The 21687-nt window shown below is 70.9% G+C and carries 17 protein-coding genes; 13 read left to right on the top strand and 4 right to left on the bottom strand.

Features of this window, described 5'->3' with window-relative positions; all coding sequences use genetic code 11:
- Positions 1–118 precede the first annotated feature (118 nt).
- On the top strand, positions 119–3133 hold the full coding sequence (gene uvrA / locus KUM38_RS36930) for an excinuclease ABC subunit UvrA (protein ID WP_217136325.1): 3015 nt from the start codon (positions 119–121) through the stop codon (positions 3131–3133).
- Positions 3134–3200: 67 nt separating this feature from the next.
- Here the strand turns inward: uvrA and KUM38_RS36925 are convergent, their stop codons facing one another.
- A complete protein-coding gene (locus tag KUM38_RS36925; protein WP_217136323.1) occupies positions 3201–4118 on the bottom strand; it encodes a carbohydrate kinase in 918 nt (305 codons plus the stop codon).
- On the bottom strand, positions 4099–5193 hold the full coding sequence (locus KUM38_RS36920; protein ID WP_217136322.1) for a LacI family DNA-binding transcriptional regulator: 1095 nt from the start codon (positions 5191–5193) through the stop codon (positions 4099–4101). Before KUM38_RS36920 ends, KUM38_RS36925 begins: the two co-directional genes overlap by 20 nt.
- Positions 5194–5386: 193 nt before the next feature.
- Between KUM38_RS36920 and KUM38_RS36915 the strand changes: the two genes are divergently transcribed.
- Positions 5387–5806: a Rieske (2Fe-2S) protein gene (locus tag KUM38_RS36915; protein ID WP_217136320.1), complete on the top strand. Its 420-nt coding sequence runs from the start codon at positions 5387–5389 to the stop codon at positions 5804–5806.
- A 6-nt stretch (positions 5807–5812) separates the two neighbouring features.
- On the opposite strand, the gene KUM38_RS36910 is transcribed toward KUM38_RS36915, so the two are convergent.
- Positions 5813–6760: a hypothetical protein gene (locus KUM38_RS36910; protein WP_217136318.1), complete on the bottom strand. Its 948-nt coding sequence runs from the start codon at positions 6758–6760 to the stop codon at positions 5813–5815.
- Between the two features lie 217 nt (positions 6761–6977).
- Positions 6978–7145, bottom strand: a complete 168-nt coding sequence (locus KUM38_RS36905) for a hypothetical protein (RefSeq protein ID WP_217136316.1) — start codon at positions 7143–7145, stop codon at positions 6978–6980.
- A gap of 169 nt (positions 7146–7314) precedes the next feature.
- On the opposite strand from KUM38_RS36905, the gene uvrC reads away from it, so the two are divergent.
- The 11 genes from uvrC to pgi all read left to right on the top strand — a co-directional run bounded on the left by uvrC (position 7315) and on the right by pgi (position 21659).
- Entirely contained in the window at positions 7315–9444 is a 2130-nt protein-coding gene (uvrC, locus tag KUM38_RS36900; RefSeq protein ID WP_217136314.1) for an excinuclease ABC subunit UvrC, read from the top strand.
- Positions 9441–10448, top strand: coding sequence for an RNase adapter RapZ (gene rapZ / locus KUM38_RS36895; RefSeq protein WP_217136312.1), 1008 nt, complete (start codon positions 9441–9443; stop codon positions 10446–10448). Before uvrC ends, rapZ begins: the two co-directional genes overlap by 4 nt.
- Positions 10445–11512 carry a uridine diphosphate-N-acetylglucosamine-binding protein YvcK gene (yvcK, locus tag KUM38_RS36890; RefSeq protein WP_217136310.1) on the top strand — a complete coding sequence of 356 codons (1068 nt, stop codon included), beginning with the start codon at positions 10445–10447 and terminating at the stop codon, positions 11510–11512. Before rapZ ends, yvcK begins: the two co-directional genes overlap by 4 nt.
- Positions 11503–12492 carry a DNA-binding protein WhiA gene (whiA, locus tag KUM38_RS36885; RefSeq protein ID WP_217136308.1) on the top strand — a complete coding sequence of 330 codons (990 nt, stop codon included), beginning with the start codon at positions 11503–11505 and terminating at the stop codon, positions 12490–12492. The genes yvcK and whiA overlap by 10 nt, the downstream gene beginning before the upstream one ends.
- A 146-nt stretch (positions 12493–12638) precedes the next feature.
- Positions 12639–15593 (top strand): M14 family metallopeptidase, encoded by a 2955-nt coding sequence (locus KUM38_RS36880; protein ID WP_217136305.1) that lies wholly within the window; start codon positions 12639–12641, stop codon positions 15591–15593.
- Between the two features lie 227 nt (positions 15594–15820).
- Positions 15821–16828 (top strand): type I glyceraldehyde-3-phosphate dehydrogenase, encoded by a 1008-nt coding sequence (gene gap / locus KUM38_RS36875; protein ID WP_217136303.1) that lies wholly within the window; start codon positions 15821–15823, stop codon positions 16826–16828.
- 146 nt (positions 16829–16974) lie between these two features.
- On the top strand, positions 16975–18186 hold the full coding sequence (pgk, locus tag KUM38_RS36870) for a phosphoglycerate kinase (RefSeq protein ID WP_217136300.1): 1212 nt from the start codon (positions 16975–16977) through the stop codon (positions 18184–18186).
- Positions 18187–18191: 5 nt separating this feature from the next.
- Positions 18192–18968, top strand: a complete 777-nt coding sequence (gene tpiA, locus KUM38_RS36865) for a triose-phosphate isomerase (RefSeq protein ID WP_217136298.1) — start codon at positions 18192–18194, stop codon at positions 18966–18968.
- A gap of 101 nt (positions 18969–19069) precedes the next feature.
- Positions 19070–19300, top strand: coding sequence for a preprotein translocase subunit SecG (secG, locus tag KUM38_RS36860; protein ID WP_030224637.1), 231 nt, complete (start codon positions 19070–19072; stop codon positions 19298–19300).
- Positions 19301–19521: 221 nt separating this feature from the next.
- Entirely contained in the window at positions 19522–19857 is a 336-nt protein-coding gene (locus KUM38_RS36855; RefSeq protein ID WP_003957010.1) for an RNA polymerase-binding protein RbpA, read from the top strand.
- Between the two features lie 149 nt (positions 19858–20006).
- Complete coding sequence (gene pgi / locus KUM38_RS36850; RefSeq protein ID WP_217136296.1) at positions 20007–21659, top strand: glucose-6-phosphate isomerase; 1653 nt, start codon at positions 20007–20009, stop codon at positions 21657–21659.
- Positions 21660–21687 lie beyond the last annotated feature (28 nt).

Here is a 21687-nt window from a genome sequence, read left to right as displayed (position 1 = left end):
GAGCCGGGGTTTGTTGACAACCCGTGAATCCGAACCGGCGTTGTCAGTGGCTCCCCCTAGTCTGAGAAAGACGGGGGCCTCGCCCCTGTCACTTCTCTCAAGAAAGGTGCGGACCGGCGTGGCCGACCGTCTCATCGTCCGTGGAGCGCGCGAGCACAACCTCAAGAACGTCTCGCTCGATCTCCCGCGCGACTCGCTCATCGTCTTCACGGGCCTGTCGGGGTCGGGCAAGTCCTCGCTGGCCTTCGACACGATCTTCGCCGAAGGGCAGCGGCGCTACGTGGAGTCGCTCTCCTCGTACGCCCGGCAGTTCCTCGGCCAGATGGACAAGCCGGACGTCGACTTCATCGAGGGCCTGTCCCCGGCGGTCTCCATCGACCAGAAGTCGACCTCCCGCAACCCGCGCTCCACGGTCGGCACCATCACCGAGGTCTACGACTACCTGCGCCTGCTCTTCGCGCGCATCGGCAAGCCGCACTGCCCCGAGTGTTCCCGGCCGATCTCGCGCCAGTCGCCGCAGGCCATCGTCGACAGGGTCCTGGAGCTGCCCGAGGGAAGCCGTTTCCAGGTGCTCTCCCCGCTGGTGCGCGAGCGCAAGGGCGAGTTCGTCGACCTCTTCTCCGACCTCCAGACCAAGGGCTACTCCCGCGCGCGGGTGGACGGCGAGACGGTCCAGCTCTCCAGCCCGCCCACGCTGAAGAAGCAGGAGAAGCACACCATCGAGGTGGTCGTCGACCGCCTCACGGTCAAGGACAGCGCCAAGCGCCGCCTCACCGACTCCGTCGAGACCGCCCTCGGCCTGTCCGGAGGCATGGTCGTGCTCGACTTCGTCGACCTCCCCGAGGACGACCCCGAGCGCGAGCGCATGTACTCCGAGCACCTGTACTGCCCGTACGACGACCTGTCCTTCGAGGAACTGGAGCCGCGTTCCTTCTCCTTCAACTCGCCCTTCGGCGCCTGCCCCGAATGCACCGGCATCGGCACGCGCATGGAGGTCGACCCCGAGCTGATCGTCCCCGACCCGGACAAGAGCCTCGACGAGGGCGCCATCCACCCGTGGTCGCACGGCCACACCAAGGACTACTTCGACCGCCTGATCGGCGCCCTCGCGGACGCGCTGGGCTTCCGCACCGACATCCCGTTCGCGGGCCTGCCGCAGCGCGCCAAGAAGGCCCTGCTGCACGGCCACAAGACCCAGGTCGAGGTCCGCTACCGCAACCGCTACGGCCGCGAGCGCCGGTACACCACGGCCTTCGAGGGCGCCCTCCCCTTCGTCAAGCGCCGGCACAGCGAGGCCGAGAGCGACGCCAGCCGCGAGCGCTTCGAGGGCTACATGCGCGAGGTGCCCTGCCCCGCCTGTGAGGGCACCCGGCTCAAGCCGGTCGTCCTCGCCGTCACGATCATGGGCAAGTCCATCGCCGAGGTCTCCGGGATGTCCATCAGCGACTGCGCGGACTTCCTGGGCGAGCTCAGGCTCACCGCCCGCGACAAGAAGATCGCCGAGCGCGTGCTCAAGGAGGTCAACGAGCGGCTGCGGTTCCTGGTCGACGTCGGCCTGGACTACCTCTCGCTCAACCGCGCGGCGGGCACGCTCTCCGGCGGCGAGGCCCAGCGCATCCGCCTGGCCACCCAGATCGGCTCCGGACTCGTCGGTGTGCTCTACGTCCTCGACGAGCCCTCCATCGGCCTGCACCAGCGGGACAACCACCGGCTGATCGAGACCCTGGTCCGGCTGCGCGACATGGGCAACACGCTCATCGTCGTCGAGCACGACGAGGACACCATCAAGGTCGCCGACTGGATCGTCGACATCGGCCCCGGCGCCGGCGAGCACGGCGGCAAGGTCGTGCACAGCGGCTCCCTCAAGGAGCTCCTCGCCAACGCCGAGTCGCAGACCGGCCAGTACCTGTCCGGCAAGAAGGCCATCCCGCTGCCCGACCTCCGCCGCCCGCACGACCCCTCGCGCCGGCTCACGGTGCACGGTGCCCGCGAGAACAACCTGCGGGACATCGACGTGTCCTTCCCGCTGGGCGTCTTCACCGCGGTCACCGGCGTGTCCGGCTCCGGCAAGTCCACGCTGGTCAACGACATCCTGTACACCCACCTCGCCCGCGAGCTGAACGGCGCGCGCAGCGTCCCCGGCCGGCACACGCGCGTGGACGGCGACGACCTCGTCGACAAGGTCGTCCACGTCGACCAGTCGCCCATCGGCCGCACCCCGCGCTCCAACCCGGCGACGTACACGGGTGTCTTCGACCACGTCCGCAAGCTGTTCGCCGAGACCACCGAGGCGAAGGTCCGCGGCTACATGCCCGGCCGCTTCTCCTTCAACGTCAAGGGCGGCCGCTGCGAGAACTGCTCGGGCGACGGCACCATCAAGATCGAGATGAACTTCCTCCCGGACGTGTACGTCCCGTGCGAGGTCTGCCACGGCGCCCGCTACAACCGGGAGACCCTGGAGGTCCACTACAAGGGCAAGTCCATCGCCGACGTCCTGAACATGCCGATCGAAGAGGCCATGCACTTCTTCGAGGCCGTCCCGGCCATCGCCCGCCACCTGAGGACGCTCAACGACGTCGGTCTCGGCTACGTCCGGCTCGGCCAGTCCGCGACCACCCTGTCCGGCGGTGAGGCGCAGCGCGTGAAGCTCGCCAGCGAGCTGCAGAAGCGCTCCACCGGCCGCACGGTCTACGTCCTGGACGAACCGACCACCGGTCTGCACTTCGAGGACATCAGCAAGCTGCTGAAGGTCCTGTCCGGCCTGGTCGACAAGGGCAACACGGTCATCGTCATCGAGCACAACCTCGACGTGATCAAGACCGCCGACTGGGTCGTCGACATGGGCCCCGAGGGCGGTTCCGGCGGCGGCCTGGTCGTCGCGGAGGGCACGCCCGAGCAGGTGGCGGGCGTTCCGGCCAGCCACACCGGCAAGTTCCTGCGGGACGTCCTGGGGGCGGAGCGGATCAGCGACGCCGCGCAGGCACCGGCCCCGCGCAAGACGGCGACGAAGAAGACGGTCGCGGCCAAGGCCACCACCAGGAAGACGGCCACCAAGGCGGTCGACGGTACGGCCGCCAGGAAGACGGCCACCAAGGCCGCCGCGAAGAAGACGACGCGGGCGACCAAGGCCTGACCGGGCCCGCACCCGTCCACGCGCGTGTGCCGCACGGAAACCCCGTGCGGCACGGCGCGTACGCGCGTCAGGAGGCCTCCGGCTCCAGTTCACGGGCGTACGGCGGCTCCGCGCCCGCGCGTGAGCAGGTGATCGCCGCCGCGCGCGCCGCGAAGCCGAGCAGCTCCGCCCAGCCCTCGCCGCCCAGCGCGGCCACCCCCGCGTCACTGAGCGCGTCCCGCACCGCGAGTCCGTGCAGCAGTGCCGCGTTCACCGTGTCACCGGCGCCGATCGTGTCCACCACCTCGACCCGTTCACCCGGCACGGCGTACTCGCCGCCGTCGCGGGTGAACACGGTCAGCCCGTCACCGCCCCGGGTGACCACGACCGCCGCCGGACCGGCCGCCAGCCACTCCTTCGGGGACCCGCCGAGCCACTCGGCGTCCTCCGCGGACAGCTTCAGCAGTGACACCGACGGCAGCCAGCTCCGGAACCGGGCCCGGTAGGCGTCGGGGTCGGGGATGAGACCCGCCCGGACGTTGGGGTCCAGCGCGGTGAAGACGCCTCGCGCGAAGGCGGCGCGCATCAGCTCCTCGTAGGCGCTCGCGCCCGGCTCCAGCACGAGCGAGCAGGTCCCGAAGGACACCGCGCGGGTGCCGGCCGGCAACGTGCCGGGGGCCGTGAACAGCCGGTCCGCGGTCCCCTCCACGTAGAAGGAGTACGCCGCGGAGCCGTCCGCGCCGACCGTGGCCACGGCCAGCGTCGTCGGCTCGTCACCGCGCTGCACCGACGACACGTCCACACCGGTCTCCCGCAGCCGGTCCAGCAGTGCCGCACCGAAGGCGTCACGCGACACCCGGGAGCAGAACGCGGTGGGGGAGCCGAGGCGGCCCAGCGCCACCGCCGTGTTGAACGGGCCGCCGCCGAGCGCCGGCGTCAGTGCCGCGAGCGCACCCGTGCCGCGCGGTACCAGGTCGATCAATGCCTCACCGGCTACGACGATCACGAGGAGTTCCCTTCTTCGAAGGATCGGGCTTCTCGGTCTGCGGGGGCCGCTCCGGTCCGTCCGGGCAGCCACAGGACGTGCGGTGCACGAAGGCGCACGGGAGCCGTTCGGTCCGCGCGGGACGGTCCGGTTCGGCGAGGCGGTCCAGGAGGACGCGCACGGCCCGGGCGCCGATGTCCCTGCTGGGCTGGGCGATCGCCGTGAGACGGGGCGAGAACAGGTCCGCCCAGGCGAAGTCGTCGAAACAGCACAGCGCGATGTCCTCGGGGACGGACAGGCCGTGCGCCCGTAGGGCCCGCAGCGCGCCGATCGTCATGACGTTGTTGGCGGTGACCAGCGCGGTGGGACACGAGCCGAGGGACAGCAGCCCCGCGGTGACCCGTTCCGCTCCCGCGGCCGTGGAGTCACCGTGCACCAGGAGCCGTTCGTCGTACGGCAGCCCGGACGCCGCGAGACCGTGCCGGTAGCCGGTGATCCGCTCGGCGGTCGTGCTGAGCCCCGGCAGCCCCGCGACCAGGGCGATACGGCGGTGGCCGAGACCGGCGAGATGCGTGACCAGTCGGGCCGTCGGCTCCGTGCTCTCGGCGCAGATCTGGTCGAAGGGCGGGCCTTCACCGCCCCCGGGCGTGTGAACCAGCCGGTCCAGGAGCACGGCGGGTACCCGATGGCGCCCGAGGTAGGCGAGCATCTCGCGCGGCTGCGCGGAGGGCGCGACGATCACGCCCTCCACGCGGCGCTCGTGCAGCAGCTGGACGACCTTGCGCTCGTGCACCGGGTCGTCGTGCGGGTCGGTGATGAGGATGCTGTAGCCGTGGTCCAGGGCGGCGGCCTCGACGCCCTGGAGGATCTCCGTGAAGTACGGGTTGCTGATCGCGGACACCGCCAGCCCGATCGAGCGGGTGCGGGACGTCACCAGGGAGCGGGCCAGGGTGTTCGGGGTGTAACCGAGCTCCTCGATGGCGTCCAGGACCGCTTGGCGGGTGTGGGGCAGCACCGGCCGGGTGTCGTTCAGTACGTGCGAGACGGTCGCGACCGAGACCCCGGCGCTCCGCGCCACATCCGCCATGGTCGCCATCGTGCGCTCTCCTCCGTGCCGGCGCGTTCGTCTCCAGGGTGAGGACCGTATCCCATCCGACGGCGGGCGTAAACGCTTGCGCAATCGTTTACGCGAACGCTTGCGCACAGGCCCCCAGCTCCAACCGGAACAAGCACCCCCGGTATCGTCCCCGGTATCGACCCCGCACCGCCGTCCCGCCAGTGGAGCCCTCATGCCCGTCCCACCCGCAGCGAGCCGCCGCACCGTCCTGCGAGGCGCGGTCCTCACCCCCGTCGCCGGCCTGGGCCTCGCCGCGTGTGGGGGCGCCGACGACGCGCCCGCCCCGCTGACCGGCCCCGTCGAGCTGGGCCCCGAGGGCGAGGTCGCCAAGGGCGGCGCGAAGCTGTACCGGGACCACAACGTCGTGGTCAGCCGGAGCGGGGACGGCACCCTCAAGGCGTACAACACCGTCTGCACACACGCGGGATGCCCCATCAACAAGCTCGAGGGCACGAAGCTGATCTGCCCCTGCCACGGCAGCGAGTTCGACGCCACCACCGGCAAGGTGCTGCGCGAGCCGGCCGTGGCCCCCCTGAAGACGCTGGCCGTCGAGGTGGAGAACGGCACGCTGGTCGCCAGGCCGCAGGCCTGACCGGGGTCAATCCCAGTCCCAGGCGATCCCCACGTAACCCGACCGCACGCGCGGTTCCACCAGGTGCACCGAGCGGTGCCGCCCGCTGAGGGCCAGCTCCTGACGGCCGCCGCGCGGTGCCGCCGCCGAGTGCTGGGTGAACCGGTGGCAGCGCACCGGGAGAACCCCGGAGCCGAAGCACACCTGGAGCGCGTACTGGCCGCCGGGGGACTCCGCCCCGCGCACGTACTCGTGCGAGACGCCCGCCGTGCCGTCCTCGACGGCGTAGCGGAAGAGGAAGGTGTCACCGGCCCGCAGCCGGGTGTCGAAGAGCAGCTCGGCCGCGAGCACCCCGGTGTCGTGGTGCCAGCGCACACGCCCGGTGCGGCAGTTCTCCAGCGCTTGCACGGTCATCCGCTCCGGCACGGCACCGAGGTCGCCGTGGTGGACGGCCACATAGCGGTCGACGCCGTCCCGGTGGGCGCGCACGATGTGGTGCGACTCGCGCTCCGCCAGTTCGCGGCGCGCCCCGATCCGTATCCGTTCGTGGTGCCCCAGGGTGTGCAGTCCGCCGTCGCACGGGGCGCCGAACTCGGCCAGCAGTCGTTCCCGTACGTCCGAGGCCTCGACCAGGGAGCGGTAGGACCGCCCCGGGGAGTGCCGGTCCGCCGCGTGCTCGTCCGGCTGGGCGAGCAGCCGGATCAGCGACTCCTCCGGCAACTGCAGGATCTCCTCCAGCGCCCGTACGGCGCGCAGCGACTCCGGGCGCTGCGGGCGGCGGGCGCCCTGTTGCCAGTAACTCAGACTGGTGACGCCGACCTTCACGCCGTGGCGCGACAGATGGTGCTGCACCCGCTGCAACGGCAGCCCCCGCGCGGCGATCGCCGCGCGCAGGGCGACGTGGAAGGGGCCGCCGCGCAGGGCCGAGTCCAGTTCCGCGGTGACGAGGTCCGCGTGCGGTGTGGCGTGCGGCATGCAGGGGCCTTTCTGTGAAGTCCGCGACGGCTGGTCAGACCGTCGCGCGGGCACCCCGGAACCGCCCCCGCCGGCGCGGCGGAGTCTTCACGTCCGTACGCCGTCGTTCAGGTCCCGGAGTTCCCCCGCATTGAAGCGTGTTGACCAAGCCCCGACAACACCTGACACCCGACAGCGGCCCGCCCCGGCCCTACGGCGCGCCGGTCCCGCCCCGGCCTTACGACGCGCCGCCCCCGTCCCGGTCCCCCAACCGCGGCCGCAGGCGCTTCGCGCGCACGATGTCGGGATCGCGCGGGTCGAGGAGGTCGAGGAGGCCGGACGTCTCGTCCGCGTACCGGCGGGTCCGGGCCGGCCGTCGTGTTTTCTCGATCCGTGTCCGTCGCATCCGACCAGCCCTCCGACTCGTGACCGCCCTCGTGGCCGTCCGCCGATCACCCGAGGGACGGAACCCCCACCTTCCCGCTTCCCGCACGCCGTAACCCATCCGGACCCGGCCGGGCCCCCGCGTCCACAGGCCCGCCGCGGTGTCGGTCCCCGCCAGTAGGGTGTGAGACATGGCCGACCCCTCCAGCTACCGCCCCAAACCGGGTGAGATCCCCGACTCGCCGGGGGTCTACCGGTTCCGCGACGAGCACCGCCGGGTGATCTACGTCGGAAAGGCGAAGAGCCTGCGCCAGCGCCTGGCGAACTACTTCCAGGACCTGGCCGGGCTGCACCCGCGCACCCGCTCCATGGTCACCACGGCCGCGTCCGTGGAGTGGACGGTGGTGTCCACGGAGGTCGAGGCGCTCCAGCTGGAGTACTCCTGGATCAAGGAGTACGACCCCCGGTTCAACGTCAAGTACCGCGACGACAAGAGCTACCCGTACCTCGCGGTGACGATGAACGAGGAGTTCCCGCGCGTCCAGGTGATGCGCGGTCACAAGAAGAAGGGCGTCCGGTACTTCGGCCCGTACGCGCACGCGTGGGCGATCCGGGACACCGTGGACCTGCTGCTGCGCGTCTTCCCGGTGCGCACCTGCTCGGCCGGGGTCTTCAAGAACGCCGCCCGCACCGGCCGCCCCTGTCTGCTCGGCTACATCGACAAGTGCTCGGCACCGTGCGTGGACCGCATCTCCGCCGAGGACCACCGCGCACTGGCCGAGGAGTTCTCCGACTTCATGGCCGGCCGCACGGGCACCCACCTCCGCCGTCTGGAGCGGCGGATGACGGAGGCGGCCGAGGAGATGGAGTACGAGCGGGCCGCCCGCCTGCGCGACGACATCGGGGCCCTGAAGAAGGCCATGGAGAAGAGCGCGGTCGTGCTCGCCGACGCGACCGACGCCGACCTGATCGCGGTCGCCGAGGACGAGCTGGAGGCGGCCGTCCAGATCTTCCACGTGCGCGGCGGACGCGTGCGCGGCCAGCGCGGCTGGGTCACCGACAAGGTCGAGGAGATCACCACCGGCGCCCTCGTCGAGCACGCGCTGCAGCAGCTCTACGGCGAGGAGACCGGCGACGCGGTCCCCCGGGAGGTCCTGGTCCCGGCCCTGCCCGACCCGGTGGAGCCGGTCCAGCAGTGGCTCACCGGGCGGCGCGGTTCCGGTGTCTCCCTGCGCATCCCGCAGCGCGGGGACAAGAGGGCCCTGATGGAGACCGTGGAGCGCAACGCCCAGCAGGCGCTCGTGCTGCACAAGACCAAGCGCGCCTCCGACCTGACCACGCGCTCGCGCGCGCTGGAGGAGATCACCGACGCCCTGGAGCTGGACAGCGCTCCGCTCAGGATCGAGTGCTACGACATCTCGCACCTCCAGGGCGACGACGTGGTGGCCTCCATGGTCGTCTTCGAGGACGGACTGGCCCGCAAGAGCGAGTACCGCCGCTTCCAGATCAAAAGCTTCGCGGGGCAGGACGACGTCCGCTCCATGCACGAGGTGATCACCCGCCGCTTCCGGCGCTACCTCGCGGAGAAGGAGCGGACGGGGGAGTGGACCGACGGCGAGGAGCCCGGGGCGGAGGACCCCTCCGCAGGCCTCGCCGAGCCGCCCGCGAACACCCTCACGGAGGACGACGGCCGCCCCAGACGCTTCGCCTACCCGCCGCAGCTCGTCGTCGTCGACGGCGGCGCGCCGCAGGTCGCGGCGGCCCGGCGGGCGCTGGACGAGCTGGGCATCGACGACATCGCCGTGTGCGGCCTCGCCAAGCGGCTGGAGGAGGTCTGGCTGCCGGGCGAGACCGACCCGGTGGTGCTGCCGCGCACCAGCGAGGGCCTCTACCTGCTCCAGCGGGTCCGCGACGAGGCCCACCGGTTCGCGATCACCTACCAGCGCACCAAGCGCGCCAAGCGCTTCCGGGCCGGCCCGCTGGACGACGTGCCCGGCCTCGGCGAGACCCGCAAGCAGGCACTGATCAAGCACTTCGGTTCGGTGAAGAGGCTGCGATCGGCGACAATCGACCAGATCTGCGAGGTTCCGGGCATAGGCCGCAAGACGGCTGAGGCGATCGTCGCAGCGCTCGCCCGGGCGGTGCCCGCCGCCCCCGCCGTGAACACGGCGACGGGCGAGATCATGGACGACACGGGCGAGATCATGGACGACACGGGCGAGATCATGGATGACATGGGAGAACCCGGGCAGGCGACGGGTTCTCCCGGGGAGCCCGTGACCACGGGCGCCCCGGACGAACGACGGGGGCAGGAGCGATGACCGAGCACGAGACGGGGCCCGCGCCGGAGCGGGACCGGACCCAGCAGGAGACGGGCGGGGAAGGCGCCGGCCCGGCCGCCGCCCGCCAGGACGACGGAGCACAGGTGAGTACGGGCAAGGAAAAGGCCGGGGTGCCCGAGGTGGCCATCCCCGAGCTGGTGATCATCTCCGGCATGTCCGGGGCCGGCCGCTCGACGGCCGCGAAGTGTCTGGAGGACCTCGGCTGGTTTGTCGTGGACAACCTGCCGCCCGCGCTGATCCCCACCATGGTGGAGCTCGGCGCGCGTTCCCAGGGCAACGTGGCGCGGATCGCGGTCGTCGTCGACGTCCGCGGCCGGCGCTTCTTCGACAACCTCCGCGAGTCCCTCGCCGACCTCGACGCGCGGGGCGTCACCCGGCGGACCGTCTTCCTGGAGTCCTCCGACGACGCCCTGGTGCGCCGTTTCGAGTCGGTGCGCCGTCCGCACCCCCTCCAGGGCGACGGCCGTATCGTCGACGGCATCGCGGCCGAACGGGAGCTGCTGCGCGAGCTGCGCGGCGACGCCGACCTGGTGATCGACACCTCCAGCCTCAACGTGCACGAGCTGCGCGCCAAGATGGACGCCCAGTTCGCCGGCGAGGAGGAGCCCGAGCTGCGGGCCACCGTCATGTCCTTCGGCTTCAAGTACGGCCTCCCGGTCGACGCCGACCTGGTCGTGGACATGCGGTTCCTGCCCAACCCGCACTGGGTACCCGAGCTGCGCCCGTACACCGGCCTCAACGAGGAGGTGGCGTCGTACGTCTTCAACCAGCCCGGCGCCAAGGAGTTCCTCGACCGGTACGCCGAGCTGCTGCGGCTGATCGCCGCGGGCTACCGTCGTGAGGGCAAGCGCTATGTGACCATCGCCGTCGGCTGCACCGGCGGCAAGCACCGGTCGGTCGCCATGTCGGAGAAGCTCGCCGCCAGGCTCGCCGCCGAGGGCGTGGAGACGGTGGTGGTCCACCGGGACATGGGACGGGAATGACACGACGTACTCCGCGGCTGAGCCGGCTGCGCAGAGCGGTCCCCGAGGGACGCGCGAGCCGGCCGGCCGAGACCCGTGGCGCGAGACCGCGCCGCCGGGGCGCCCAGCCCAAGGTCGTCGCCCTCGGCGGCGGCATGGGCCTGTCCGCCTCGCTCGCCGCGCTGCGCCGGATCACCGGCGACCTCACCGCCGTCGTCACCGTGGCCGACGACGGCGGCTCCAGCGGGCGCCTGCGCGACGAACTGGGCGTGCTGCCGCCCGGCGACCTGCGCAAGGCCCTGGCCGCGCTGTGCGGCGACGACGACTGGGGCCAGACCTGGGCCCGCGTCATCCAGCACCGCTTCCAGTCCCAGGGCGATCTGCACGAGCACGCGGTCGGCAATCTGCTGATCGTCGCCCTGTGGGAGCAGCTCGGCGACCACGTCCAGGCGCTGGACCTGGTGGGCCGGCTGCTCGGCGCGCACGGGCGGGTGCTGCCCATGTCCGCCGTGCCGCTGGAGCTCCAGGCCCTGGTCAAGGGCCACGACCCCGAGCGGCCCGACGAGGTCGGCACCGTCCGCGGCCAGGCCACCGTCGCCCTCACCCCGGGCGAGGTGCAGTCCGTGCACCTCGTGCCGAACGACCCGCCCGCCGTCCCCGAGGCGGTCGCGGCGGTCCTCGACGCCGACTGGGTGGTGCTCGGCCCCGGCTCCTGGTTCTCCTCGGTCATCCCGCACCTGCTCGTGCCGGAACTGCTGGACGCCCTCATCGAAACCAAGGCGCGCCGGGTACTCTCCCTTAACCTCGCCCCGCAGCCAGGAGAAACCGAGGGCTTCTCCCCGCAGCGTCATTTGGAGGTTTTGGGACGACACGCCCCTAAACTCGCCCTGGACGTGGTGCTGGCCGACGAGGCTGCCGTGCCCGACCGCGACTCGCTGACCGATGCCGCCCGGCGGTTCGGCGCCGCGGTCGAGCTGGCCCCGGTGGCCAGGCCCGACGGAAGCCCCCGGCACGACCCGGAGCTGTTGGCCGCCGCGTACGACCGTATTTTTCGGATGCATGGAAGGATCGGCCCATGGCGATGACGGCAGCGGTGAAGGACGAGATCTCCCGGCTCCCCGTCACCCGGACCTGCTGCAGGAAGGCGGAGGTCTCCGCCGTTCTGCGGTTCGCCGGCGGCCTCCACCTGGTGAGCGGGCGCATCGTGATCGAGGCGGAGCTGGACACCGCGATGGCGGCCCGCCGCCTCAAGCGGGACATTCTGGAGATCTTCGGCCACAGCTCCGAACTGATCGTGATGGCCCCGGGCGGACTCCGCCGCGGCTCGCGCTACGTCGTCCGGGTGGTCGCGGGCGGCGACCAGCTGGCCCGTCAGACCGGCCTGGTGGACGGCCGCGGCCGCCCGATCCGCGGTCTGCCCCCGCAGGTGGTCTCCGGGGCCACCTGTGACGCCGAGGCGGCCTGGCGCGGTGCCTTCCTGGCCCACGGCTCCCTCACCGAGCCCGGCCGCTCCTCCTCCCTGGAGGTGACCTGCCCCGGTCCCGAGGCCGCGCTCGCCCTGGTCGGCGCCGCCCGCCGGCTGTCGATCGCCGCCAAGGCGCGCGAGGTGCGCGGCGTGGACCGGGTCGTGGTCCGCGACGGCGACGCGATCGGCGCGCTGCTCACCCGGCTCGGCGCGCACGAGTCGGTGCTGGCCTGGGAGGAGCGCCGGATGCGCCGCGAGGTGCGCGCCACGGCGAACCGGCTGGCCAACTTCGACGACGCCAACCTCCGCCGCTCCGCCCGCGCGGCCGTGGCGGCCGGCGCCCGCGTCCAGCGCGCCCTGGAGATCCTCGCCGACGACGTCCCCGAGCACCTCGCCGCGGCCGGCCGGCTGCGCATGGAGCACAAGCAGGCCTCCCTGGAGGAGCTGGGCGCGCTCGCCGACCCGCCGCTCACCAAGGACGCCGTGGCCGGCCGGATCCGCCGGCTGCTGGCGATGGCCGACAAGCGCGCCTCCGACCTCGGCATCCCCGGCACGGAGGCCAACCTCGGCGAGGAGCTGGACGACAAGCTCATGGTCTGACGGCCGATCAGGGAACCGGCGTCGGCACCCACTTGGGTGACCGGCGCCGGTTCTCACGTGTCGCGACGGCACCCTTGACTCGATCATGATGTGTCATGAGCCTGGCATCTGTTCGCCGCTGTGGTGGACCACTTCCAGGGGGGCTCATGAGACACAGAGCGAGATCGATCCTCGCTGTCGGCACGCTCCTGATCGGCGGAGCGAGCCTCGCACCCATCGCCCAGGCACAACCCGGAAACCCCGCGGCCTCCGACACCGACGAGGTCAAGGTCTTCCGCGCCGACGTCACCAAGGAGCAGGTGTCCCTGCTGCTGGCGGCGGGGCAGGACGGCCACGAACTCGGTGAGCGGGTGCCCGACAAGGGCACGGCCACCGTGGAGGTCTACCTCACCGAGGGGCAGGCCGAAAAGCTGGAGGAACAGGGCGTCGACCTCACCGAGCACACACTCTCCGCCCAGGCCGAGACCCGTGTCGAGGACGCCGCCGAGGGCGTGTTCCGCCCGTACAGCGGAGAGGGCGGTCTGCGGGAGGAGATCCTGCGCACCGCGCGGGAGAACCCCGACCTCACCAAGGTCGTCTCCATCGGCAAGACGGTCAAGGGCCAGGACATCCTCGCCCTGAAGCTCACCAAGAGGGCCAAGAAGACGAAGGACGGGTCGAAACCGGCCGTCCTCTACCTGTCCAACCAGCACGCGCGCGAGTGGATCACGCCGGAGATGACCCGGCGGCTGATGCACCACTACCTGGACTCGTACCGGACGGACAAGCGGATCAAGAAGATCGTCGACACCACCGAACTGTGGTTCGTCCTCTCCGCCAACCCCGACGGCTACGACCACACCTTCGCCGACGAGGACAACCGCCTCTGGCGCAAGAACCTGCGGGACGTCAACGGGGACGGCGCCATCGGCACCGGCGACGGCGTCGACCTCAACCGCAACTTCCCCTACAAGTGGGGCTACGACGACGAGGGCTCGTCCCCCAACCCCACCAGCCAGACCTACCGCGGCGCGAGCCCCGGCTCCGAGCCCGAGACCAAGGCCATCGACGCCTTCCAGAAGCGGATCGGCTTCACCTACGGCATCAACTACCACTCGGCGGCCGAACTCCTCCTCTACGGGGTCGGCTGGCAGGTGGCCACGCCGACCCCCGACGACGTCCTCTACGAGGCCCTGGCCGGCACGCCCGGCAACTCCGCGATCCCCGGCTACCACCCACAGCTCTCCTCCGAGCTGTACACCACCAACGGCGAGGCCGACGGCCACGCGGCCAACGTCAACGGCATGGCGATGTTCACCCCCGAGATGTCGACCTGCCAGACCGTCTCCGAGGCCGACCCCGACGACGAGTGGAACGCCGAAGACTGCCAGTCGGGCTTCAACTTCCCCGACGACGAGAAGCTGATCCAGCAGGAGTTCGCGAAGAACATCCCGTTCGCGCTCTCCGTCGCCGAGTCCGCCTCCCACCCCGACCGGCCGTCCTCCTCGGTCGGCCTGGAGGCCGCGGACTTCACCCCGGCGTCCTTCGGCACGTCGTACGCGCGCGGCGCCGACCAGGAGGTCTCCGTCGTCGTCCGCAAGGCCGTGCGCGACAAGGAGCTGAAGTACCGCGTCAACGGCGGCCGTACGCACGACGTGGACCTCAGGCCATGGAAGGGCGGGGAGCGGTACGGCGGTGAGGACAACCTCTACTTCGACGAGTACCGGGCGAAGGTGAGGCACGGCGAGCCCGGCGACAAGGTCGAGGTGTGGTTCACCGGGGAGAGCCGCGGGGGCAGGAACGTCTCCAGTGAGCACTTCACCTACACCGTCGCCGAACGGCCCCGCGCGGACGTCCTCGTCGTCGCCGAGGAGGGCGCGAAGAGCACGCAGGCCCAGAAGTACGTCGACGCGCTGAAGGCCAACGGCCGCCGCGCGGCGGTCTGGGACGTCGCCGAGCAGGGAGCCCCGGACGCGCTCGGCGTGCTGAGCCACTTCGACACGGTCGTCCACCACACCGGCGCCGGCACCCCGGGCATCGCCACCCAGCTCCAGCTGCGGGCCTTCCTCAACGAGGGCGGCCGGCTGATCGAGGCGGGCGAGCAGGCCGGCGGCAGCGTCGACCTCGGCGGCGGCACCCTGTCCGACGACTTCAGCCAGTACTACCTGGGCGCCTACTCCCGCACCTCCACCCCCGGAGCCACGGCGTTCACCGGCTCCGGCGGCCTGGACGGCTTCACCGGCCCGCTCGGCGACACGCCCGGCAATCCGCTGGACGAGGCCGGCACCTACGGGGTCACCTCCGACGAGCTGCCCGCCGAGCGGTACCCGCAGTTCGCGAGCGCCGGCGCCGGGCAGTTCCCCGGCACGGTCAACCCGTACGGGCCCTACGCCGGCTCGTACATGGCGGCCGCCGTGCACACCGACGACGGCTACAAGCGCCTCACCCGCACCATCGACCTCACCGGCACCGCCGCGGCCGACAGGCCCACCCTGCGCACCCAGCTGCTGTGGGACACCGAACCGGGCTACGACCACGTCATCGTCGAGGCGCGCACCACCGGCGCCGACGACTGGACGACCCTGCCCGAGGCGGGCGGCGCGACCCGCACCACCGTGCCGAGCGAGTGCGCGGCCGGGTTCTACATGGGCGAGCACCCCTGGCTGGAGCACTACCTGACCCTGGGCGACGACGGCTGCGCCGCGACCGGCACCACCGGTTCCTGGAACAGCCTCACCGGCTCCTCCAGCGGCTGGCAGCAGGTGGAGTTCGACCTGAGCGCCTACGCCGGGAAGACGGTCGAGGTCTCCCTCGCCTACGTCACCGACCCGGGCAGCGGCGGCCACGGCGTCCTCGCCGACGAGGCCTCGCTCGTGACCGGCGGCACCGCGGCCGGCACCGAGGGCTTCGAGAGCTCGCTCGGCGCCTGGACGGTGTCCGGACCGCCCGCGGGCAGCCCGGCCGTCCTGAAGGACTGGACGCGCACCGGAGCGCTGTTCCAGACCTACGGAGCGGTCACCACCGGCGACACCGTGCTGCTGGGCTTCGGCCTGGAGCACCTCACCTCCGCGGCCGACCGGACCGCACTGCTGAGGAAGGCGCTGGCCGCCCTGGACGGGTGACACCGCGCGTCAACGCACACGGACGATCCGTAGCGAAATCGAGTGACGACGGAGCGTCGGACCGGGCGGTCCGCACCCTACTGACGGGTACGGGCCGCCCTGCCGGGTATGGGGCAACTCGATGTCACGGCCGGGGCCCCGGAGAGGTAGGGTCGACAGTGGTCGGGGACATCCCAAATACAGCTCGCCGGCGACGAGAGCCGGCGTACCAACGAGGAGATCGGTTCGTGACGATCCGCGTAGGCATCAACGGGTTTGGCCGCATCGGTCGCAACTACTTCCGGGCTTTGCTGGAACAGGGCGCCGACATCGAGATCGTGGCCGTCAACGACCTGGGTGACACGGCGACGACTGCGCACCTGCTGAAGTACGACACCATCCTGGGCCGCCTCAAGCAGGAGGTCACCCACACCGCCGACACGATCACCGTCGACGGCAAGACGATCAAGGTGCTCTCCGAGCGCAACCCCGCCGACATCCCGTGGGGCGAGCTGGGCGTCGACATCGTCATCGAGTCGACCGGCATCTTCACCAAGAAGGAAGACGCCGAGAAGCACATCGCCGGCGGCGCCAAGAAGGTCATCATCTCCGCCCCGGCGAAGAACGAGGACATCACCCTCGTCATGGGCGTGAACCACGACCAGTACGACCCGGCGAACCACCACGTCATCTCCAACGCCTCCTGCACCACCAACTGTGTGGCGCCGATGGCGAAGGTGCTCGACGAGAACTTCGGCATCGTCAAGGGTCTGATGACCACGGTGCACGCGTACACGAACGACCAGCGCATCCTGGACTTCCCGCACAAGGACCTGCGCCGCGCGCGTGCCGCCGCCGAGAACATCATCCCGACCACCACCGGTGCCGCCAAGGCCACCGCCCTGGTGCTCCCGCAGCTCAAGGGCAAGCTGGACGGCATGGCCATGCGCGTCCCGGTCCCGACCGGCTCGGTCACCGACCTGGTCGTCGAGCTCTCCCGCGAGGTCACCAAGGAAGAGGTCAACGCCGCCTTCCAGAAGGCCGCCGAGGGCGAGCTCAAGGGCTACCTCGAGTACACCGAGGACGAGATCGTCTCCTCCGACATCGTCAACGCCCCGGCGTCCTGCACCTTCGACTCCTCCCTGACCATGGTCCAGGAGGGCAAGAGCGTGAAGGTCATCGGCTGGTACGACAACGAGTGGGGCTACAGCAACCGCCTCGTCGACCTGACGGTCTTCGTGGGCAACCAGCTCTGATCGCGGAGCGGGCAGCCTGATATGAGTGCAGGGCTCGGCCGGTGCGGCAACGCGCTGTCCGAGCCCTGACGCACGTATCGGAACGGTCGCCCGCTTTCGATCACGAGCGAACACGAGCGAACACGAGCTCTAGCCAGGGAGCCCCTATGAAGACGATCGACGAACTCCTCTCCGAAGGCGTCGCGGGCAAGCGGGTCTTCGTCCGCGCCGACCTCAACGTGCCGCTGGACGGCACCACCATCACCGACGACGGCCGCATCCGCGCCGTGCTGCCCACCGTCGAGGCCCTCGCCGAGGCGGGCGCCCGCGTGGTCGTCGCCTCCCACCTGGGCCGCCCCAAGGGCGCCCCGGACCCCGCCTTCTCGCTCGCCCCGGCCGCCGCGCGCCTCGGGGAACTCCTCGGCGCCGACGTCGCGTTCGCGACCGACACGGTCGGCGAGTCCGCGACCGCCACCGTCGCCGGCCTGGCCGACGGACGGGTCGCGGTCATCGAGAACCTGCGCTTCAACGCCGGTGAGACGGCCAAGGACGACGCCGAGCGCGGCGCCTTCGCCGACCGGCTCGCCGCCCTCGCCGACGTGTACGTGGGCGACGGCTTCGGCGCGGTGCACCGCAAGCACGCCTCGGTCTTCGACCTCCCGGCACGGCTGCCGCACTACGCCGGCCACCTCATCGCCACCGAGGTCGGCGTCCTGCGGAAGCTCACCGACGACGTCCAGCGGCCCTACGTCGTCGCCCTCGGCGGCGCCAAGGTCTCCGACAAGCTCGCCGTCATCGACGAGTTGCTCGGCAAGGCCGACCGCATCCTCATCGGCGGCGGCATGGCGTACACCTTCCTCAAGGCCCAGGGCCACGAGATCGGCACGTCCCTGCTGCAGGAGGACCAGATCCCGGCCGTCCTGGAGTACCTGGAGCGCGCCGAGAAGAACGGCGTCGAGCTGGTGCTGCCCGTCGACACGCTGGTCGCCGCGGAGTTCCCCGACATGAAGACCAAGGCGCCGTCCCATCCCACCAACGTCGCCGCGGACGCCATCCCGGCCGGTCACATGGGCCTGGACATCGGCCCGGAGACCCGCAAGCTGTACGCCTCGAAGCTCGCCGACGCCGCCACCGTCTTCTGGAACGGCCCCATGGGCGTCTTCGAGCACCCCGATTACGCCGAGGGCACCAAGGCGGTCGCCCAGGCCCTCCTCGACTCCCCGGGCTTCACCGTGGTCGGCGGCGGCGACTCCGCCGCGGCCGTCCGCATCCTGGGCTTCGACGAGCAGGCATTCGGCCACATCTCGACCGGCGGCGGCGCCTCCCTCGAATACCTCGAGGGCAAGACGCTCCCCGGCCTCGCCGCACTGGAGGACTGACCTCAATGACCACCCGCACGCCGCTGATGGCGGGCAACTGGAAGATGAACCTCAACCACCTCGAGGCCATCGCCCACGTCCAGAAGCTCGCCTTCGCCCTCGCCGACAAGGACTACGAGGCCGTCGACGTCGCCGTCCTGCCGCCCTTCACCGACCTGCGCTCCGTGCAGACCCTGGTCGACGGCGACAAGCTGAAGATCACGTACGGCGCCCAGGACATCTCGGCGCACGACGGCGGCGCCTACACCGGCGAGATCTCCGGCCCGATGCTGGCCAAGCTGAAGTGCACCTACGTCGCCGTCGGGCACTCGGAGCGGCGTCAGTACCACGCCGAGACCGACGAGATCGTGAACGCCAAGGTGAAGGCCGCCTACAAGCACGGCATCACCCCCATCCTCTGCGTCGGCGAGGAGCTGGAGGTCCGCGAGGCGGGCAACCACGTCGCCCACACCCTCGCCCAGGTCGAGGGCGGTCTGAAGGACCTCCCGGCCGAGCAGGCCGAGACGGTCGTGATCGCCTACGAGCCGGTGTGGGCCATCGGCACCGGCAAGGTCTGCGGCGCCGAGGACGCGCAGGAGGTCTGCGCCGCCATCCGCGGCAAGCTCGCCGAGCTGTACAGCCAGGAGCTGGCCGACAAGGTCCGCATCCAGTACGGCGGCTCGGTCAAGTCCGGCAACGTCGCCGAGATCATGGCGCAGGCCGACATCGACGGCGCCCTGGTCGGCGGTGCCTCGCTGGACGCCGACGAGTTCGTCAAGATCGTTCGTTTCCGCGACCAGTGAGTATGCGGTAATCACGTTTCGTCGTACCCTTGCGGGGTCCAGCACTGTGCTGGGCCCCGCGTCGTCCATCCGAATCCGAGGAAGTTGGTCCAGCCGTGGTTATGGGGTTCTCCATCGCCCTGATCGTCTTCAGCCTGCTGCTGATGCTGCTGGTGCTGATGCACAAGGGGAAGGGCGGCGGCCTCTCCGACATGTTCGGTGGTGGCATGCAGTCCTCCGTCGGCGGCTCCTCGGTCGCCGAGCGCAACCTCGACCGGATCACCCTCGTGGTCGGTCTGCTCTGGTTCGCGTGCATCGTCGTGCTCGGCATCACCATGAAGATGAACAACTGATCCGAGGGCGCGTCGCGCACCCATTTCCCAAGCATTCCGCACGTAAGGCCCCATGTTCGGTACGCGCAGCTGAGCGCGGCCTATCATGGGGCCTGCGTCTGGATACGGGGTCGGTAACTCCCCACACTGGACGTGCGTTGGGCCTTACGTAGACTGAGGCGCTCGCAGCGAAGCGGAACGCCGACTCGCTTCGCGGCACCATCACGCAGGGAGTTACGACCGTGGCAAGTGGCAACGCGATCCGGGGAAGCCGGGTCGGGGCGGGCCCGATGGGCGAGGCCGAGCGCGGCGAGTCCGCGCCCCGGCTGCGCATCTCCTTCTGGTGCTCCAACGGGCACGAGACACAGCCGAGCTTCGCGAGCGACGCGCAGGTGCCCGATACCTGGGACTGCCCCCGCTGCGGATTCCCGGCCGGGCAGGACCGCGACAACCCGCCGGACCCGCCGCGCACCGAGCCCTACAAGACGCACCTCGCCTACGTGCGGGAGCGGCGCAGCGACGCGGACGGCGAGGCGATCCTCGCCGAGGCGCTCGCCAAACTGCGGGGCGAGATCTAGAAACCGCGGGGCGAGACCGGGAAACCGCGGGGCGAGATCTGGACCGGTCCGCTTCGGTTTCCCTCCGTCTTCTTCTTCCGTCCTGTTCACCGCTGATCAATTAGGTTGGACACAGCGGGGACTCCCAAGGAAGAAGGCTGAAGTCCGAGATGAACGCAGACGGTCGTACCAGGCTCAACCAGATGCCCGAGTGGACCGCACTGGCCAAGCACCGTGAGGAGCTCGGCGAGGTGCGGCTGCGCGAGCTGTTCGCCGCCGACCCCGGCCGCGGCACCGGGTACGCCCTCCGGGTCGGTGACCTGTACGTCGACTACTCCAAGCACCTGGTCACCGACGACACCCTGCGGCTGCTGAGGGAACTGGCCGTCGCCACCGACGTGTTCGGGCTGCGCGACGCCATGTTCCGCGGCGAGAAGATCAACACCACCGAGGACCGGGCCGTCCTGCACACCGCGCTCCGGGCCGCCCCGGACGCGGTGACCGAGGTCGACGGGGAGAACGTCGTCCCGGCCGTGCACGCCGTCCTCGACAAGATGGCCGACTTCGCGGGCCGCGTCCGCTCCGGCGAGTGGACCGGTCACACCGGCAAGCGCATCCGCACCGTCGTCAACGTCGGCATCGGCGGCTCCGACCTGGGCCCCGCCATGGCGTACGAGGCGCTGCGCGCCTTCACCGACCGCGACCTCACCGTCCGCTTCGTGTCCAACGTGGACGGCGCCGACCTGCACGAGGCCACCCGGGACCTGGACCCGGCCGAGACGCTGTTCGTCATCGCGTCCAAGACCTTCACCACCATCGAGACGGTCACCAACGCCACCTCCGCGCGCACCTGGCTGCTCGACGCACTGGGTGACGAGGAGGCGGTCGCCAAGCACTTCGTCGCCCTGTCGACCAACGCCGAGAAGGTCGCCGAGTTCGGCATCGACACGGCCAACATGTTCGAGTTCTGGGACTGGGTCGGCGGCCGCTACTCCTACGACTCCGCGATCGGCCTGTCGCTGATGATCGCCATCGGCCCGGACCGCTTCCGGGAGATGCTCGACGGTTTCCGCCTCGTCGACGAGCACTTCCGCACCGCACCCGCCGAGTCCAACGTCCCGCTGCTGCTGGGCCTGCTGGGTGTCTGGTACGGCAACTTCCACGACGCGCAGTCGCACGCGGTCCTGCCGTACTCGCACTACCTGTCGAAGTTCACCGCCTACCTCCAGCAGCTCGACATGGAGTCCAACGGCAAGTACGTCGGCCGGGACGGGCGCGAGGTCGACTGGCAGACGGGACCGGTGGTGTGGGGCACGCCGGGGACCAACGGACAGCACGCCTACTACCAGTTGATCCACCAGGGTACGAAGCTGATCCCGGCGGACTTCATCGGCTTCGCCGAGCCCGTCGCCGAGCTGAGCGACGAACTCAAGGCCCAGCACGACCTGTTGATGGCCAACTTCTTCGCCCAGACCCAGGCCCTGGCCTTCGGCAAGACCCCGGACGAGGTGCGTGCCGAAGGGGCGCCGGAGGAACTGGTCCCGCACAAGACGTTCAAGGGCGACCACCCCACGACCACGATCCTCGCGCGGGAGCTCACACCGTCCGTGCTCGGCCAGCTCGTCGCGCTCTACGAGCACAAGGTGTTCGTGCAGGGCGCGATCTGGAACATCGACTCCTTCGACCAGTGGGGCGTCGAACTCGGCAAGGTCCTCGCCAAGCGCGTCGAGCCCGCTCTCACCGAAGGCGCCGACGTGCCGGGCCTGGACGCCTCCACCAAGGCCCTGGTCGCCACCTACCGGGAGCTGCGCGGCCGGCAGTGAGCACGGTGCGGGAAGCGGGCGGCGGGAC

Origin of the sequence: Streptomyces sp. AC558_RSS880, from assembly GCF_019049255.1 — a bacterium.
Lineage (GTDB): Bacteria > Actinomycetota > Actinomycetes > Streptomycetales > Streptomycetaceae > Streptomyces.
This window is presented reverse-complemented; position numbering and strand designations above follow the sequence as displayed.

Excerpts from the sequence above, each read along its gene's own strand:
- KUM38_RS36920 (WP_217136322.1), bottom strand. The coding sequence starts at position 5,193 with ATGGCGACCATGGCGGATGTGGCGCGGAGCGCCGGGGTCTCGGTCGCG.
- KUM38_RS36915 (WP_217136320.1), top strand. The coding sequence starts at position 5,387 with ATGCCCGTCCCACCCGCAGCGAGCCGCCGCACCGTCCTGCGAGGCGCG.
- KUM38_RS36910 (WP_217136318.1), bottom strand. The coding sequence starts at position 6,760 with ATGCCGCACGCCACACCGCACGCGGACCTCGTCACCGCGGAACTGGAC.
- KUM38_RS36905 (WP_217136316.1), bottom strand. The coding sequence starts at position 7,145 with ATGCGACGGACACGGATCGAGAAAACACGACGGCCGGCCCGGACCCGC.
- uvrC (WP_217136314.1), top strand. The coding sequence starts at position 7,315 with ATGGCCGACCCCTCCAGCTACCGCCCCAAACCGGGTGAGATCCCCGAC.
- rapZ (WP_217136312.1), top strand. The coding sequence starts at position 9,441 with ATGACCGAGCACGAGACGGGGCCCGCGCCGGAGCGGGACCGGACCCAG.
- yvcK (WP_217136310.1), top strand. The coding sequence starts at position 10,445 with ATGACACGACGTACTCCGCGGCTGAGCCGGCTGCGCAGAGCGGTCCCC.
- whiA (WP_217136308.1), top strand. The coding sequence starts at position 11,503 with ATGGCGATGACGGCAGCGGTGAAGGACGAGATCTCCCGGCTCCCCGTC.
- KUM38_RS36880 (WP_217136305.1), top strand. The coding sequence starts at position 12,639 with ATGAGACACAGAGCGAGATCGATCCTCGCTGTCGGCACGCTCCTGATC.
- pgk (WP_217136300.1), top strand. The coding sequence starts at position 16,975 with ATGAAGACGATCGACGAACTCCTCTCCGAAGGCGTCGCGGGCAAGCGG.
- tpiA (WP_217136298.1), top strand. The coding sequence starts at position 18,192 with ATGACCACCCGCACGCCGCTGATGGCGGGCAACTGGAAGATGAACCTC.
- secG (WP_030224637.1), top strand. The coding sequence starts at position 19,070 with ATGGGGTTCTCCATCGCCCTGATCGTCTTCAGCCTGCTGCTGATGCTG.
- pgi (WP_217136296.1), top strand. The coding sequence starts at position 20,007 with ATGAACGCAGACGGTCGTACCAGGCTCAACCAGATGCCCGAGTGGACC.